Annotated in this window: 10 protein-coding genes; all 10 read right to left on the bottom strand. The window is 43.5% G+C overall.

The features are described from left to right. Positions 1-72 precede the first annotated feature (72 nt). Positions 73-2,640 carry a beta-mannosidase gene (locus QPK24_RS09770; protein WP_285748250.1) on the bottom strand — a complete coding sequence of 856 codons (2,568 nt, stop codon included), beginning with the start codon at positions 2,638-2,640 and terminating at the stop codon, positions 73-75. A 255-nt stretch (positions 2,641-2,895) separates the two neighbouring features. Continuing rightward, the gene (locus tag QPK24_RS09765) at positions 2,896-3,849 is read right to left on the bottom strand and encodes a carbohydrate ABC transporter permease (protein ID WP_407083005.1); all 954 of its coding nucleotides are present in this window, start codon (positions 3,847-3,849) and stop codon (positions 2,896-2,898) included. An 84-nt stretch (positions 3,850-3,933) separates the two neighbouring features. Beyond that, positions 3,934-4,833 carry a carbohydrate ABC transporter permease gene (locus QPK24_RS09760; RefSeq protein WP_285748246.1) on the bottom strand — a complete coding sequence of 300 codons (900 nt, stop codon included), beginning with the start codon at positions 4,831-4,833 and terminating at the stop codon, positions 3,934-3,936. Next, entirely contained in the window at positions 4,830-7,403 is a 2,574-nt protein-coding gene (locus QPK24_RS09755; protein WP_285748244.1) for a DUF5696 domain-containing protein, read from the bottom strand. The genes QPK24_RS09760 and QPK24_RS09755 overlap by 4 nt, the downstream gene beginning before the upstream one ends. A 16-nt stretch (positions 7,404-7,419) precedes the next feature. After that, positions 7,420-8,040 carry a Yip1 family protein gene (locus QPK24_RS09750; RefSeq protein ID WP_285748242.1) on the bottom strand — a complete coding sequence of 207 codons (621 nt, stop codon included), beginning with the start codon at positions 8,038-8,040 and terminating at the stop codon, positions 7,420-7,422. Next, positions 8,021-9,508, bottom strand: coding sequence for an NHL repeat-containing protein (locus QPK24_RS09745; protein WP_285748240.1), 1,488 nt, complete (start codon positions 9,506-9,508; stop codon positions 8,021-8,023). Before QPK24_RS09745 ends, QPK24_RS09750 begins: the two co-directional genes overlap by 20 nt. Before the next feature lie 16 nt (positions 9,509-9,524). Continuing rightward, positions 9,525-10,394: a carbohydrate ABC transporter permease gene (locus QPK24_RS09740; RefSeq protein ID WP_285748238.1), complete on the bottom strand. Its 870-nt coding sequence runs from the start codon at positions 10,392-10,394 to the stop codon at positions 9,525-9,527. 4 nt (positions 10,395-10,398) lie between these two features. Further along, on the bottom strand, positions 10,399-11,367 hold the full coding sequence (locus QPK24_RS09735; RefSeq protein ID WP_285748236.1) for a carbohydrate ABC transporter permease: 969 nt from the start codon (positions 11,365-11,367) through the stop codon (positions 10,399-10,401). A gap of 16 nt (positions 11,368-11,383) precedes the next feature. Continuing rightward, positions 11,384-14,344, bottom strand: a complete 2,961-nt coding sequence (locus tag QPK24_RS09730) for an extracellular solute-binding protein (protein ID WP_285748235.1) — start codon at positions 14,342-14,344, stop codon at positions 11,384-11,386. 102 nt (positions 14,345-14,446) lie between these two features. Further along, complete coding sequence (locus QPK24_RS09725) at positions 14,447-15,826, bottom strand: ABC transporter substrate-binding protein (RefSeq protein ID WP_285749239.1); 1,380 nt, start codon at positions 15,824-15,826, stop codon at positions 14,447-14,449. Positions 15,827-15,831: the final 5 nt, after the last annotated feature.

Raw genomic sequence — 15,831 nt, 5'->3', positions numbered from 1 at the left:
TAAATAAGTTATAAACAATCCCCGGCTGTAGATAATACAACCGGGAATTGACCAACCATCATTCTATAATTACTATTTCTGCACTTGTGTTTCTTTAATAAAATCAGACATGGAGCGTATCTTCAGCTCTCCTGGATTCGCAAGTTCAAACGCCTGCTCCCCGCCCCTGCGCGCAAAGAAGGATACTTCTTTTGTCTCGCCTGGAATAAGGTCAAAGAAATTATCGCTGAAGATCCCTTCTTGGTTACTATCAAGCCATACTTGTTTGGCTAGAACCGAGGTTTTCAAATGGAATTTGGTTCCTTCTGAACCTTCTACTTCTGTAATTTCGATTTGGGCCTTGGTTAACTTCATATCTTTGAAAGGGACAAAATAGTGTTTCTGACTGTCAATCACTTCGCCCTTACGGACAAGTTCCACAATCATCACCGTACGCTGCTCGTCTCTTCCACGAAGAAGCTGCTCTCTATCTAGTGAAAGGACAAGCCCCGTTGTATTGCCCGCTATACTTACCAAGTGTGTCTGAACTTCATGCAGTGTACCGTCAAAGTCAGCAATTCGAATACTGATATTTCCTTCCAGCGGCTGAAGTACATCGGACAGCAGATATAGATCCACTCTTCCCGGCTTCGTATCATCAATCGAGATCATCTCATCAGCAAAACTGCGTTTTGCATAGTAATGCAGCGCTTTCCAGTTACCGTAGTAATCCATACCTGCCCAGGAAGCTACAGGCCATGTGTCATTCATCTGCCAATACAGTGTTCCCATCACGAAAGGTCGATTTCTTCGGTGCGCTTCAATTGCCACTTTCATCGCATCTGCCTGCAGGACTTGGCTCATATACAAAAAGGAAGGGAAATCCTTCGGCTCTGTCATATACATATCCATATACTCTTTAATCAGACGGTTCCCATCCCCATTCTTCTGGTGAGCCATCATGACGTCCGAAGTCAGTTCTAGATCCAAAGGCTCTGCATACCTTAGTACAGATTTATGTTCAGGGAAAGATTGAAAACCATATTCACTCATAAATCTTCCTAACTGAAGATTATAATTTTCAAATGGTTCTGCGTTGTGCCATACGCCCCAGTAATGTACATCACCTGTAACCGAACTCGTTGTTGCATGCTGGTTAATGTCATTGGAGATCGATACAATGGGAGAGGATGGCCAGTAGTCCGCACCTGGTACAAGCTCTTCTATTACTTCGGGAAGCAGGTGATGGAAAATAGCTTCATAGTCTGCCCAAATTTTTTCGCGCTGCTCTTGGGTAAAGTCTTTCTTCCAGCCCCAGCCGCCATTTTCGTTATAATGCGCCCAAGCGGAGTCCATCTCGTTATTACCGCACCATAGAGCAATACTCGGATGATTCCGCAGGCGTTTCATATTATCTATAGCTTCATGCCGGACACTGGCTAAGAACGCTTCATCTCCCGGATACATACTGCAAGCAAACATAAAGTCCTGCCATACCAAAATGCCATATTCATCACACAGATCATAAAAAACATCCTGCTCGTATATCCCTCCGCCCCAAACACGAAGCATATTCATGTTCGCCAGCGCAGCTGACTCGATCTCATGACGATATCTTTCGTAAGTCACCTCTGTAATAAAGCTGTCATTCGGAATATGGTTAGCCCCTTTAGCAAAGACAGGAACCCCGTTAAGTTCAAAATAGAACGATGTGCCATATTCATCTGCTTCTTGGACAAGACGAATACTGCGAATACCAGTTTTGATCTGACGCTCTGCTTTGGCGCGGCTTCCTGTAGTATCCAGTAGTTGAACTTTAAAGGTATACATATGAGGTTCACCAAGACCTCGAGACCACCACAGCTTCGGTGATTCAAGCTCAAAGTCTACACTCACTTTCGATTCTCCAGCAGGGAGACTTGCTTCTTTGGTCCATTCGCCGCCATCTGTTTCGATCCGGATCACTCTTGGGCCTGCCTGATCAACGTTAACTTCTAATACTGCTGTAAGAGTTGCGACGCTTTCGCTTACTTTATTCTGATGAATATAGGCATCTGCAATGTAATCTTCAGACCAAGCTCTCAGCTCAATGTCACGCCAAATTCCACTTGTCACAAATCTTGGACCCCAGTCCCAACCATAATGATAAGGCGCTTTCCTAGCGAAAATACTCACTCTTTTTTGGCTAAGTCCACCTACTTCGGATTGGTCATTTGCAGCCGGCAGCTGATATCCTAGCTCTTCCAGCTTAGGTAAGTCTTCTTGAATAGGGGAACGAAATACAATACGCAGTTCGTTATCAACCGCTTTCAAAATCGTTTTTACATTCACATCCCATACACGAAACATATTATCCGCAGATAAAATAGGTATACCGTTTAGATAGACATCCGCATATGTATCCAGTCCATGAAATATGAGATCTACATGTTCCTCACTTCGAATCTCATCTGCAACTTGAAACGTAGTTTTATACTCCCAGTCTTTCTTATCAATCCATTGAACGAGCTTTTCATTCGTACCATAGAAAGGATCTTGAATGAGTCCATTTTTAAGCAGGTCTGTATGAACAAAACCAGGAACGACTGCATTTTTCCAATCCTGCTCGTCACATGCCTTAAAAGTCCAATCTTTGTTTAAAACTACCTTTGTTTCCTGCATGATTTGAAATCCTCCACATGTTAAATTTCCTTGAAGCCTTTCATACATCACTAAATCTTAAACCAAGAAAAGACGGAAAATTGGACCGATCCAAAGATCAACCCAATTTTCTAAGCTTCTTTGTTCCTAATAAAATTTTCCTCTGCTCATTGTCTCATGTTATCGAAAACGTTTCAATTCTTTTTGTTATCCTAATTTAGTCTGTTAAATAACTAATTAACTAACAGTAAAAATGTTATGTTGTTCACTAGCAAATCAACCTACAACTCCCGTTCTCTCTACACTTTCAACGAAATAACGCTGCACAAATAGATACAATATAATAAGAGGAGCAATTGCGAGCAGGATTCCCGTATCCACAAGCATCGCTACATGGTTTGGATCTGCTTTAATATCCGTTCCCGCAAGTCCAAGTAACTGCGGAATAATCAGATTAATCTGCGATGGAAGAGAAGCCACTTTTAATGACATCAAATTCGTCTCACTCATAAACAGCGAAGGATAAAAGGTGTCATTGTAAGTCCACACAAATGAAAACAGCATAACCGTGATCATCGGCGGAATTGCATTAGGAAGCATGATTCGTATAAAGGTCTTTATTCCTCCAGCACCATCAATTAAGGCTGCTTCCTCGATTTCTTTCGGCATTCCTTTGAAAAATTGACGGAAAATATAGATGAAAAGTCCCGCTTTCAGTCCTGTCGCCGTGCCTGCTGTAATCATGGATGGCCAGTAGGTGTTAAGTAGATTCACTCCTTCTTTTCCCGTGAAAAGCGATATCAAACCAAGCACATCAAAACTTCGAAAGTGCAAATACATGGGTACCATGAGCGTACTTGTAGGCACTAGAATAGTGAGGATGACCATTGCGAATAAGATTTTGCTTCCTGGAAATTCAAATCTAGCAAATCCGTAACCTGCAAGAGCAGTGGAAACCGTCGTAAGAACCATCACCACAAATACATAGAGCAGCGTGTTACCGAGCAGCGGGAAGTAGTTCAATACCTCGGACGCAAGCTTGATATTATCCATCGTAAAATGGACAGGAATCATATAAATCGTGGGATTATAAATATCTGTTTTGTCTTTAAAGGCTGTCGAGATTTTCATTAGGATCGGATACAAAATGACAAATGATATACCTATGATAAGCACATAGCGAAAAATAGACCACAGGGCATCGATCAATTTATTTTTCGTTCGCTGCATTTTAAATACAACGGCTTCACTTCTCCCCTGTTTTGTTGCCGTTTCCATGAGCCTCCACCTCCCCATACGTGATCTAATGTGAACTCAGTTATAATGAACTTTTTTCGAAATGAAGAATCCAATGATGAGGAGCAGTATGCCGACAACTATCGTATAAAGCCAGGACATAGAAGCACTCAGCCCAAAATTTTGTGTTTGAAATGCCGTCGTATAGATGGTTTGCGTAATCGGACTTGTTGTAAAAGAATCAATCACCGTATAGATGACATTCGTCAGAATTAACGGACTTACCATAGGAAATGTGATTTTCCAGAAAGACTCATAACCTGTAGCGCCCTCCATTTTGGCTACTTCATACATCGTCGTAGGTACAGATTGAAGTGCGGCTAGAAAAATAAGAATCTGTACGCCTGAGCTGCGGATGATATCGTAGATACGCATGACGGCATCAACGATATAATCGGTCATGACGAGCGGCATCCCTGCTTCTGCAAGCAAATCTACCATGGCCATAGTATTAAACTGCGAAGAAGACAGCCCCGCTTCCTCCGCTGCTGTAGCGTTCCCGATCAGATTAATCAGGCCGGCTGCTTCCGCCGAAGCAACAGCTCCAGAGGCAAGGATCACGGGCAGAAAGAAAATCGCCCGCGCAAGTGAACGTCCTCTGAACTTCTGATTCAGCAGCACAGCGGAGAAGAGGCTAAAGAATAAAATCAGCGGTACATTTACCGCCATTTGTAACACCGATTCTGTTAAGATTCGATTGTAATTTGCGTCTATGAACAGCGCTTCCCGAAAGTTATTCCAAGCTGTGAATTTCAGCTCATAACCTCCTGGAACAATACTTAGATCACTCATGCTGAACCGAATGGATTGAATCATTGGCATGAGAAACAGGATGATAAATCCTACCAGCCACGGCGATATGAAAAATAACCCGAGGAGAGATCTTTTTCTCGTTAAAGTGAGTCCCATCCCTTTCATGATTCATCACCGCCTACGAAGTAATGCTGTGCTGGGATCGAAACCTCGCCTATAACTACCGGCTTATCGTTATAATTAATCCATATATGAGTTCCATTACTGTACTGCATTTCAATCACTCCCGGCTGATGAACTACGCGTTCATCGATCTGAACAGTACGAAGAGGAGCTAGAATTCCGCTTATTTCCTGATACATCTTCGTCGCTTCATCAATCCATGCCTCATAATCGGTAGAATACAGGGTGTCATGACGAGTAAATTTAAGTTCGGAAGCAGGTTCTGAACTCCATAGAAAATGAGGTGCTTTTCCTTGTTCCAAGCTTTGGAGCAGCTGTGATGTAACATTCGTATCTGCTGCCAAATTCATAGGTTCACCTGTGTAATCTTTGTAACCATGGATTACCATTTGATAAAAAGGAACGGATTCATCGGTTAACTGAAAACCACTTGATCCTGCAGGGGTATTAATAATATGTTTGGCCGATCCAAGAGCATATATATTGCCTCCTGATATCATCAGATTCGGGTATTCAGCTGCTAAGAGAGCTGTTTGCTCTTCTGAGATTTGTCTTGCCGTTTCTTTAAAAATGATACGTTTATTTCGATAATCCGAATGCAGTGAATCTCCCAGATCGCGAAGTGAAAGACCTGTAATCTCTTTGCTTTCGTATTCCTCCATAAATTTAGCAACGACGTCCGGCACTTTAGATGGAGAAAGTAAATAGTAACTGTCAAGTCTCGTTGACATCCGATTCAGTGCTCTGTCGTAAGGGGATAATAATGCTTCTTCTTTTGTAATAAACCGGGAAGCATCCCGCGAAGTACGGAATCCATTTCCTTTATGATAGACATGTAAGAAAGCAACATCGGGATAAAGACCGCCGCCACTGTTTTGAAGCAAATCATTGAGCGATCTGAGCTCTTTTGTACTTCCAAGTCCTGAAGATGAAAGCCTGACAGGGAGTTCATGTTCGATCCCTTCTCCAAACCAACCAAGATAACGCATTTGTATACTTGATATGCCCTCTCTCTGAAGCGCTTCCGTTATTTGCTTTGCTTCTTCAAACGTAGTCATTGGTACCGTTGCCTTATAAGGTACGCCGAGAAAAGACTCTCTCTTATCAACAGAACCTAGTACATCCACATAGAAAGGAAGATCCCCCTCTTCTGTTGTTTGAGTCAATTTCCCCGCCTTCACCAGCATCTCCTGATAGGTTCTTGCCATGCCCGAATAGTTCGCCTCATCGCCAGATAAGAAGGTGTATTTCACCTGCACATCGCCGGTATATTTATCATCAGATAAGAGCTGGATTTCTTGAATTTTGCTGCCTGTATAAAGTTCGAGTTCATCTTCGCCTCTCACAATAAAGCGGCTGTACACATGATTGTAGGAATTTTGTTTTCCACTGATATCAGCAGCAACACTCGCATTCCCATCGCCTTTTTCGATGACTGCAAGAAATGCACGATCACCGCTCACGAGACCATATACCGGCATACGTGCTTTTTCAGCCACCTGACCTCTTGACCGGCTGTTATCATTCGCATCGGCACCATATAGCGGCTGAACGTACTGCTCTTCTTTGGTTTTTCCGTTATCTAAATAGATTAAGCTGCCTGTTCCATCGGGAACAAACATATATCCTTCTTCACCTGCTTTGGCTGCGCCAAAATAAGCAAGCAGATCGATACTTTGAATGCGCTGCCCTTCACTTTCTTCCATCTGACTTAGTGGAACGGTTGCCGTAAGTGTCTCCCCTTCAAGCCGGTATTCAAGCGGGATTTTAAACTTCGCTTTCCCTTGCCCGCCAGAGGCAGCAATTCCATTCTCTTCGTTATCCGCAGCAAGATCTTCTGCGGTATATCCTGCTTCTTCAAAAGCAGCTGTCATTTTCCGGAGTACGAGCGGCCGGCCAACCTGAGCATCTGCCCTCTCCAGGATTTCCGGACTTGCGTCCGATACCAGGTATCTTGTCTCTACGTATTTCGCCGTTGCTGGACTTAGTTTATCAAGTACTTTCTCTTGCAGACGCTGTTTACTAATCAGTTTAGGGAGAGCATCAATACCAAGCTCTGTATCACCGATCGTATATTCAATACGGACCCCGTCCTGAATGCTAAACAATTCGAACTGCTCTTTTTCGATACTCAGTTTATGATTCGTATACGTATCTTGCACGCCAAGTGTGTTACGGAAAGAGATGGATAGCTGTGATGACATGACATCCTTCTCAAAAGCGGTCGCGAGTGAATCTTCCGCACGCTCTTCGGGATTGGAGTACCATATATCTCCCGATTTATCGTCTATTACCGCGATTACCGTTGTTTTCGGATCGATGTAGAGACGGAGCGAATCATTCTGTGCAGCCAGTGTCATACCTGGAATCCCTTTACTCTGATCACTCATCGCCCGAAATGGTTCATACTCTCCCTGTTCTGATGTTACAGACTGAAAATAATTTTGCGGTTCAATGCTGGTAAGACGCCCGCTTCCGAGCAGGAAGAATACAGAACTCGCAAGCAAAAGGACGCAAGCCAGCAGGATATAGGTGCTTTTTTTGATGTTCACTAGACTTACGCCTCCTTTATATTCGGAATACCAGCTCTCGGTAGATATTAACGATAAACTCGATAATTTGCTGAATGAGACTAAAGACCAGGGTACCTAGAAAAACCATAATCCCCATCGTTACCACCGTTAACAGCATCGTAATCACTGTCTTCGCCGGGGTATACTGATGGACCGTCATCGTACCTACAAACAATAGATAAAGGAACCAAATAATCGCAAACGTATTGAGTAAGTAATAGAAGGAGCTTTCCTCTGTGGTCAAAAACCGGCTAATCAACGTCATCGGTAAATAAATCAAAATGATTGGAACAAGAGAGTAGGCTGTAGCCATCAAAATTTCGCGAAATTTCCCCTCTCCCTCCATAAGCGTCGTAATTGACCAGCCCGAAACGCACCATAGAAAAAAAGGAAGGATAACATATTGAAGTTCAGCTAGACTGTTCAGCGTTCTTGGGTCATTATAGTTCACTAGAAAACCTGCATATTGACGCTGAAGGACAAACGTAAGAAAAAGAACGAATACAATCACGAGTGCCACTTTGACTTTTCCTTTTCCTTCATATTTCAAATCCCAGAAACCATCAAATGGATGTACGATCAGATGCATTGGGAACTTAAAAAAGTCCTGCTTCATGTTGCTCCCCCCTCCTTCTGCTCCGTGAACGGACTGCCCGCAAAGCAATAATGAGTACAACTCCGCCTGTAGTCACTGTCAAAAAGGTACCGAAGTGTTCCTGCAGCACTTCTTTCCGATATCTTTTAAAGGCAACTGAGTAATTTTTACGGTCCATTCCAAGCTTAAAATACTCCATTGCTTCTTTATTTTGCTTATCATATAGAAGCGATTTTCCAATTCCGATATATGCGATATCATAGTTTGCGTTAAGACGCAGAACCTCTCTCCATTTTTCAACTGCTCTTTGGTCATCACCCGCATGGTGGTTAGCTACAGCTTCCTGGATCGCAGCACCATATTCAGTCGGCTGGAAAATGGTAATCGTTTCTTTACCCTGATCGAGTATCAGCTGCTTATTACCCATTCGATCTAATGCTACGGGTGTACGGAAAGTTCCGATCTGCGTACCGATTCCTCCAAAAATGTACAATAGATTACCTTCGTCATCATAAGTGAACACCCGGCCCCGAAGTGCATCAAGAACACTGTACATTCCGTTACCCCAGTATTTAATATCAACCAGTCTCGAAGGACCTCCCGATGCACCTCTTAGGCGATACACAAGATCACCTTTGACCTCAAAGTAACCATAACGCTTCAGCACATCTTCTCCGGAAGGATTCAGCCTTTTTACAGGTTCCGTTGATCCTGGATCTACGTTCGTGGCATAGAGGAAACCTTTATTCCCCATATCTAGATTCGAAAACTCCGTTGGTATATATAACTGCATCTGTTTCTTTTGCGCATCACTTGCAAGGAGCCTCCATATGTAGTCTGCAAAATCACGCCGAACTTTGTTGGTTCCCGAGTATCCGATGAATTCTCCACTCTTATCGAATTGCAGCATTCCTTCATATGCCCCTCTAGCGATGACAAAGATCCGGCCTCCGGCGTCTACTGACAACTTAAGGGGTACAAAGGAAAAAGAAGAACCCAGCAAATCCGACTGCGGATTTTCAATGATTTGCATTAGTTTTCCTTCTGGTGACAGAACAACAACTCGTTTATGTTCCGTATCTGCTACATACAAATTTCCTTCTTCACTTACGACAACCCCGCTAGGGGATAAAAAAGTATCTTCTTTTGAATCATGCTCGAAGGTGGTGATCACTTTTTTGACCTTCCAATCATCCTCCAAAATCACAATTCGGTTATTTCCCGTATCTGCAATGTAAACTTCTCCCTTACTTGACACAAAGAGATCTTGAGGTGTGGAAAAGCTGCCGATTCCGAGATCAATTCCCGATATGCTTCTTTCAGGCAAATAGGCATCTGGAGCAGGTACTGCTTCCTCGTAATAATTGTAGGTATAACTCTCATAAGGAGCTTTAGCTAGTACTGCGGTGCCATGGGAAGCAAGTGCCATGGAACATACAGCAACACCCAGAATTGTGCGGCTGAGAAGACGTTTATATGCTTGCTTCATTGGTATCCACCCCTCCTCATTCCTTCATTCCGGATGTGGCCATTGTTTCAATTATCCGGCTTTGTGAGAACACAAAAATCGTAATTGGCACACTCATCATCATCAGTGCAACCGCAGCTCCTACCCCAGCTCTTGCGATCCCGCCTTGTACGATATTGGTCGTAGCCGAAGTCAGTGTCTTAAGCTGCTCACTATAAATGAAGCCGTTGCCATCCGTTCCCCATAAAATTTGAAATAGTAGAATAATTAAAGTCAGCCATGCAGGCTTTACATTAGGCATTACGATGGTCCAGAATATCCGATACTCCGTTGCCCCATCGATTTTTGCTGCTTCGATCAGGGCATCCGGAATCTGCTCCATGAACTGCTTCATTAGATACAGCCCCAGCGGATAAGAGAATGCCGGGATAATAACCGCCCAGTAAGTGTCAACCCATCCTAAAAAGGACATGATCATGTACGTAGGAATAGCAGTAACGGCAGGGGTAAACATCAGTGACAATACAATGAGTTTAAACATGACGTTAGTGCCTGGTATACGATGTTTGGCAAGCGGATAAGCAGCAGCAGATGCTAATAGTACGTGCCCAACGATCCCTACTCCTGTAATAAATATCGTATTAAAGATGTACCTTGTAAAAGGAACCCACGAAGCACTCAGCAGATTGATTAAGTCTGCAAAGTTATCCAAGGTAGGATTTCTTACGAACAGAGTTGGAGGAAAAATAAAGATTTCGTCCAGCGGTTTAAAAGCCGCATTGATCGCATAAACCAAAGGCAGAACCATAAATGCACCGATAACGGCAAGGAGCAGGAAGAGGAAGAAGCTGCCCCAGAAAGAGCGATTCACTCTTTTCTTACGGAACATGCCGAGCGTAAAATTCATCGCTTTACTCACCCACTTTCCTGAGCAGTTTTTGAATAATCATGTTAGATCCCACCATTAACATGAACAAGACGGTTGCAATGGCGGATGCAAAGCCCATCTCAAACCGAATGGTTCCGAAATCCATTAAGTGAGTAACAACCGTTTCTGCTGCATAATTGACGCTCGGAAAACCGGCCAGCTGGATGGATACATCAGCCACGGCAAACGAGGAAGTAATTTGAATTACAGCACCAAACATGAGCTGCGGCTTCATCGAAGGCAGCGTGATATACCAAAGCTCTTGCCAGCGGTTTTTAATTCCGTCCACTGCACCTGCTTCATACAGCGTCTTATCTACCGTTTGCAGTCCTGCAATGAATGCCAAGAATCCAGTTCCAAGACTTAGCCATAGCTGCACGAGTATGATAATTGGCATGATATAAGCTTCTGTTTTGAGCCACTGAATTGGTTCCAGCAGAATGCCCAGCTTAATAAGCAAACCATTGATAATTCCGTAACGGTCTCCCGAAAAGATGAGAAGCCAGATAAAAAATACGTTTCCTGAAATAGAGGGTGCGTAAAAAATCAGGGTCATGAATGCCCGTAATTTCGGGCTGAGTTCATTAATAATCCATGCAAATATAAAACAGGCTAAGTAACTGACAGGACCTGTGATGGCAGCGAACAAAAATGTGTTTTTCAAAGCAATGAGAAAAATATCATCTTCTAGAAACAATCTTGTGTAGTTCTGCCACCCTACAAATTTGGGCATTTCGAGCATATTAAAATAGGTAAAGCTAATCACTATAGATAATAGAACAGGCAATATCGTAAACAATAAAAACAGAATCATGTAAGGCGCCATCAGGATATACAAATGTTTATTAATTTTGATCTGATGAATCTTTTGTTGCCGCCGTTCACGGCGCCGAAGCGAACGTTCCTTTGGAGGGACGCCCCTCACCTTATTTTTAAGTTGTAAATCAGACATGACGTCTCACCCTCCTTTACTCCGGCAGACCGAATTCATTGCGTTTTACACGAATTTCATCCTGGATATACTGTACATAGTCCATGAGTGCTTCTCTTGGTTCGATCTTTCCATCAACAGAACGATAGAAGGCATTAATGAGATGACGCCCCGTAAAATATCCACCTGGTACTTCCGGTATTCCTCTTACCCATTCCATTTGCTTTTGCAGATTCTCATAATCTTCGACTGGCCAAGGAAGTTTCTCCAGTGCTGCGATATTCGCTGTTGGATATCTGGCTGCTGCACCCATCAGTCCTTCCATTTCTCTTCCGAATTTGACTTGTGTTTCTTCACTTGTCCACCACTTCATATATTCCCATGCCGCTTGTTTATCATCTGCATCTTCGAGCATCAGTACACCGCTGCCGCCGCTCGCAACCGTATGGTCGGTAGATCCGTCTGCTTGCACCGTACCCGGGATGATCGTGAATCCCCACATTCCTCGAATCTCAGGAGCAAACACCGTCAACTGGTTATACGTAGTGTAATCTGCGATGCCAATCGGCATTTCGCCTGTTCTAAATCGGTTCGCAAAGTCGTATTCACGCTCTAGCTTGTAGTCCGTATAGAATTCAGTCCACTGTTTAAACGCTTCCATTCCGATCTTCGAGTCCAGATTTGATTCCTTGCTTCCATCTCTGTAGAACTCGCCGCCGCCTTGGAATAAGAGCATCGAGTACACGGAATTCGGCGGGACGTTTTCACCAGGATATTGGGGCTGCGTTACCAGCGGCAGGCCAAAATCCATATGATTTTTATCAAGAACGGTCAGCAGGCTTCCTACTTCTTCCCATGTTTGCGGTATTTGGAGTCCAAGCTCTTCTAGTACATCTTTTCGGTAAAACAACATATTAAAGGTCTGCGTTTCAGGTAACGCATATACTCCGTTCTCAAAAGTGTACGGTACCATAGCACTCTCTCTGAACTGCTGTTTCACTTCATTAAAATCATCAAACTGAGACAAATCAGCCGCCGCTTTCCTCATCGCATAATTCACAGGAACATCATTCCCCATCTGCATGGCTACATCGGGTCCTTCACCCGAAAGAGTAGCAGGAAGCAGGGAATTCATCGGAACAAGCTTGAGGTTAACTTGTATTCCAGATTCCGGCGTAAACGTTTCATCAATCATCGCCTTAATGGTATTGGCCTGATCACGTCCGCTGCCGATCCATACGGTAATTGTCTTTTGCGTTTTGTCCGTTGCTGCATTGCCAATTTGGTCATAATCAATAAAGAAAGAATAGAGGAAGGTTACGATCTCATGCCAAGTTCGAGCAAACCATCCCATCCCTTTTCCGGAAACTTTTTTTCCAGGAGAAGTAACATAGATTGCATCAATTTCAAGAGGCTGTTCCCTTGTTTGCTGAAGCCAAGTTCCAAGTCCTCCTGTATTGGTTTTGTAAGCCGATAACCTCCTTGGTATCGTATCTGGATCTTCAATCATTTCGTCGAGCTGCAAAGCCATCGTCTTGAGCAGCGCATCTTGATCCCCTTTTTCGTCCGACAACTCTCGCAAACGTTTTCCTACTGCTTGTAGACGCTCGCTTTCGTTCGCAAAAACATCAAGTATATTAGGCACTCGTTCACTAAGTCGATAATCTCGAACTTCATCAGGAGCTGTACCTGTGATCATCAATATCTTTCGGTACATGGCATTCAGTTCTGTCAAACTTTCTTGTACCTCTCTAATTAGTGATGCAAATTCACCTAAGCTAACTTCCATTCGGATGACGTTTGTTCCCTTTTTCAAATGATATAAATAAGGCGTATCATCCCCCATAACCTGCATCGCATAGCTGCTCTTGTAGCGGAAGGATACTCTATTCATTTCCTGAAAAGGGACCTCACCGTTAATCATAATTTTTCGAGTAGAATAGACGCCTCGAGAGAAGTTTTGCTTTGCTTTAAAAGCGAGCTCGTACATGCCTTCCTCGGGAACTTCTACATTCCATTCAATCCACTGTCCAGGAATCCGCCAGTTATATCCACCGATCGTGTTGATTTTAGATACGGACGGACTATAAGGCTCTACTGCCGGCGAAGAACGGTCCATTAGCGGATAGAGAGTAGGTGAGGATTTAGCTGACGCTTTCTCTGCTTGAAGTTCTATGAACACATCGTCAGGCGTACGCTGCACCTGATCCTTATACTCTGCAGCATATGTAGTATATTCGGGCGGAAGCTCCTCATGTAACAGTCTGATTTCACTGATTACTACTGGCTCACGCTGGGAGGTAAGCGTTAATGTGTGTCTTCCTTTGCTAAAATAAAAAGTAAATGGCTCTTCATAATATCCATTGGAATCTTTAAACAAAGTCGTTTGCCATACTGGTTTTTCCTGCTGCTGAGGCCTCAGGTCATTCCCTCGATTGTCCTGCTGCGGCTCATCTTTTACATTGCCCCACACTCTGTCCAACTGAATAAAAGCAGCTTCTTGAAAAGGAAGTTTCCCATCAATCAGAACACTTCGTTCTATGGCAGAACTTTTTCCTTCGATTGGATAATAGCTCGTTTCCAGCTGATACAAACCTGGATCTGCTACTTCAAAGGTCCATGTGACACTGCTTTTTTCACCGGTTTTTATCGATTTCCCGGATTTTCCCTCAAAATCAGTGATCACTTCGCTGTCTTCCCCAATCAGTTCACTGACCATCTCCGCACCTAATACGATTTCGCTTGCTGGGACAGGTTCATCTTTATACTTCTCCATATACTCACTGTAGAATTCGGCAGTGGAAAGTTGAAAGCTATGATCCTCAATCATGGAAGTAGGCGTTACTGACAAATCAGCCTTATCTGATGCAACACGATCCGTATTTACTGAACCAGCAAAAGCCAATTGGCTGTTACCTCCGGCAAGTACAAGCGATACACAACCCGCAGTGATAATACTTTTCCTGATCCATAAGCGGACTCTTCTCTGGCCCTTCAATAGGAACTCCCCCCTCTGCTATCTTAGGCAGATAAATCTACGGAAGAGGGAGCTAGTTTTTGAAATTGCTCCCCTGTTCTCGCAGATTGCTGTACTTCATTCTTATTTTACTGCTCCCAGCTTATCAATTGAGGCTTGTGCCTGCTGCTTATATTTCTCTGCCGCAGATGCAACAGAAGCATTATTTACGATAACATCAGCAATAAAGTCATTGTATGGATACTCTGGGTAAGCTTCATCCAACCCAACAAGTCCTGTGCCTGTAATATGTTCACGAATAATACGTGTGTCATCTTCCGTGGAGTATAAACTCTCCAAATAGTTTTGCGTTGGATACTCTTCTAGTTGAGGAACGTCAAATAGTTCTTCAAACACTTGATATACCGCTTCTGGATCTTTTACGCCTTTCGGAATGAAATAAGCATTCAAACCTGTATCCGCATAAGTGATTTCCGGGCTCCCTTGGGGTCCAATTGGATAAGGGACAACACCAACTTCAAAGTTCAGGTCACCGATCATCCACTGTGCTGCATGGAACATCGCAACGTCTCCGTCTTTAAAGGTGTCGCCTTCTTCCCAATTCACTTTGTCGCCTGTCTTCACTTTTACTACATTGTTGCTGTATAAAGATGCCAAAAACTCAATGGCTTCAATTGCCTTCGGATCTGTAAGTCCTTCTTTAGCATTTGATGCCTCATCTTCTGGATCGAGAACTGTGTTTCCACCATTTGCTGCAATAAAGTTACGTCCAACTACAGCTGCCCATCCAGAGAACCCATAAGTATCCATTTTCCCATCGTTGTTTGTATCTTTGGTTGCTTGTTTCGCGATTTCAAGGAATTTACTCCAGGTCCACTCGCCATTGTCGTACAACTCTTGGAGGTCTGGAAGCCCCAGTTTTTCAAATAGGTCACGATTATAATGAATTCCATGACCAAAGTTTCCTTTCACTCCGCCGTTAAAAGCATATTGTTCTCCAAGAAGCGGTGGTGCGGGATTGGCTAGCCGCTGGTCTTTGTTAATACTAGAATTCGTTGTAGTAAATTCGGAAATTTTAAGAAGCTGGCCTTTTTGGATCGCAGGTACGGCACTTTTGAATTCAAGGTAGGCTATATCGGAGAATGGTTCCCCTGCAAGAACGGATGTAGTAAACTTATCCATATACTCTTCGAAGGGAACGTTAACGTATTCGATAGTGACATTATATTTTTCTTCTACTTTCTTCTGTTGCTCAACAAGAGCTTGCCCTGTAGCATCTGCATCGGTAGGTGCAAGATCCCACCATGCTGACAACTTGATTGTTCTACCTCCAAGATCGAAGGCAGGCGCTTCTGGTTCCTCCGTTTTTTCTGCAGTATTATCTGGCGTTTGTTCTTCATTCACTTCTTTTGGCGGAGTTGGATTTTCTGCTGTTTTTCCTCCGCTGCATCCGGCTACAATCACAAAACACGACACCAACAATAAAATTAAAAGCGCTTTCATGTTTC

Source organism: Paenibacillus polygoni (assembly GCF_030263935.1).
GTDB classification, from domain to species: domain Bacteria; phylum Bacillota; class Bacilli; order Paenibacillales; family Paenibacillaceae; genus Paenibacillus; species Paenibacillus polygoni.
The sequence above is the reverse complement of the archived record's forward strand: the minus strand, read 5'-3'. Positions and strand labels throughout refer to the sequence as shown.